Here is a 2129-nt window from a genome sequence, read left to right on the forward strand (position 1 = left end):
GCGATTTGTACGAAATCGGCTACAACAAAAAAACCGCCAATCAGCCACGCCGGGAAAAGCGGCGTTAGTGCACCCGCCCGTTGGGTAGCCGCCAGTTTTATCCTACAAAAGATGCGTCCTACATCTGTAGTTTATACGATTCTTTTATTTTTGAACGACGCATTGACAACCCTTCCTACCAGTGATTACGTCCGGGCTGTCAGTTGATAAACAGCTGACCACCGGGTGCCCCTTCGCGCATCTGCGTTTAATTTAATCAACGATATTTTACGGCCTCCACGGTTGGGTACTTCTATGCCTCGACAGTGGAACCGATAACAAAAAAGGATTTGACAATGAAACAATCGACTATAAATAGTTACCTCCTACCGCTCGTGGCGGCTATGGCTCTGACAGGTATTTTTTCCGCGCCTGTATACGCAGTGACCGGTCTGACTACGGACGCAACAGTTCAAAATGGGCCGTCTCTGCCCCAACCAACCGTTTTGGGGGACAAAGTTACTGAGATTGATGAAACACTCGATAGCGCCACGGCAGAGAAGAACTACACCTTTACCGCACTGCGCGGACAAAACCTCATGTTCAGAGGAATGAAACGGTCGAGTAACCTGATCATTGAATGCAAGATAAATGACAAATGGGTGGCCATGCCCGACGAAGGCATTTATATCATCGAAGGTACTCAGCCCGGCCAGGAGATCCAGATTCGAGCCTCTAAACGTGATGGAGGAATAGCCGGTGGCAAGTATAAATTCAGATTCGGCTCTGCACCCTATCGGGCAAGTACCGATCTGATTATCACGGATGCCAAAGGAATACCGCTGTACGCCGGGATTTTCCAGGCCTTCCATACGGTGGACTGGTCGATACATATTCAGGATTCGACCGGGCATCCGGTCGAGGGTGCAATGGCGAGCCTCGATATCACTATTGTGCCAAGAATTGACAAAACAATAATTTTTACCAAGGCCGACGGCAGGGGGAACGAGACGATCTCACTGCCAGGTTGCCAGGGCCACAGAACGTCCCCTCCATTCTGGCAAATGATGGGGCCGTTCAACTATTTCTGGCACCTTGAATTCAATCGGCATCGAATAATTGCCGACCTGGAAGAGGCCGCCACTGGCCACAACTGGAATCCTGGCACGATAGACAGTGAGTTTGGTCATATCTGCAAAAAACACCTGCGCCATTAATTGCTCTTGGGCCCAAGTGCTTGACGCAGGCACTTGGGCCCAAGGTTTACACCTAGCTATGGTTGTCCTCACTCTCCCTATCCGCCTTCTGCTCCCGCGTCATTTCTCGCACATTTTTCTGCAACTGTTCAATCCACGAATTGCCGTTACCGGGGCGGGTCGCGCCGGTCTGCAGAAGGACCCCATAGTTGATGAATTGATGAATATTTGCCAGGGTTACCAATGAGTCATCAACACCTAATCGAGGATCATGTTTCAGAATATAGGTCACCAGTTTGGCATGATCGAAGGTCAACTCCTTTAACCTGTCTCTATCGTTGATCCACGCATTCAGTTGCTCTATTTCTCGTTCGGTCAAAGCGCCATCGGGCGAGGTTATTCCCAAACTGCCATGTTCATTGACCGTGAATCCAAAATTCTTGCCCACCAGCTCAGGAAGAGAAACCGCTAGCTGCTGTTTGAATTCGTCAAACTCAAGCTGCATGTCATCGAGCTTTAGCTGGGCCCTGAAATTCAAATGCATCAAAAGATCGACATCATAACTGCGCAACTCGCTAAGTGCATTATCTTCATACCACTCAAGCCCCCGCTCACGCGCAACCCAGTAGCTTTCCACGAGCTTTTCTTCACCTGACTTAATATCGACATGATTAGACTCGTCAATTCGGTAGACGATTCCCTCGATTGCCATTCTGGTGTCATACATTGCTTGAAACTTATCATCCATCTTCCCCGCCGCAACCAATTCTTCATAGCGAATAGTCAGTGCCTGCCAATAATTCAGACCTGGACGGACGACGTGACCGAGCCCCAATGGACGACCATCAGGTGGCAGGCTTTGTAGATATATATTCATAACACTCTCCCATATCGACCGTTGTCCTTTGGTTAACGGCAATAATGAAAAGTATCTGACCTGACTTTATAGCAAGG

The 2129-nt window shown here is 49.0% G+C and carries 3 protein-coding genes; 2 read left to right on the plus strand and 1 reads right to left on the minus strand.

The annotated features are described in order from the left end of the window. Positions 1 to 207 (plus strand): hypothetical protein (locus tag CFII64_RS30140; RefSeq protein ID WP_218187601.1); only part of this gene is annotated, 207 nt, incomplete at its 5' end. A gap of 128 nt (positions 208 to 335) precedes the next feature. Next, entirely contained in the window at positions 336 to 1196 is an 861-nt protein-coding gene (locus CFII64_RS10700; protein ID WP_020290788.1) for a hypothetical protein, read from the plus strand. Between the two features lie 52 nt (positions 1197 to 1248). Here the strand turns inward: CFII64_RS10700 and CFII64_RS29005 are convergent, their stop codons facing one another. Then, positions 1249 to 2052 (minus strand): hypothetical protein, encoded by an 804-nt coding sequence (locus CFII64_RS29005; protein WP_020290789.1) that lies wholly within the window; start codon positions 2050 to 2052, stop codon positions 1249 to 1251. Positions 2053 to 2129 lie beyond the last annotated feature (77 nt).

Origin of the sequence: Pseudomonas sp. CFII64 (assembly GCF_000416235.1) — a bacterium.
GTDB lineage: Bacteria > Pseudomonadota > Gammaproteobacteria > Pseudomonadales > Pseudomonadaceae > Aquipseudomonas.

Bases quoted from the DNA above. Each gene is read 5' to 3' on its own strand.
- CFII64_RS10700 (WP_020290788.1), top strand. From the start codon at position 336: ATGAAACAATCGACTATAAATAGTTACCTCCTACCGCTCGTGGCGGCT.
- CFII64_RS29005 (WP_020290789.1), bottom strand. From the start codon at position 2,052: ATGAATATATATCTACAAAGCCTGCCACCTGATGGTCGTCCATTGGGG.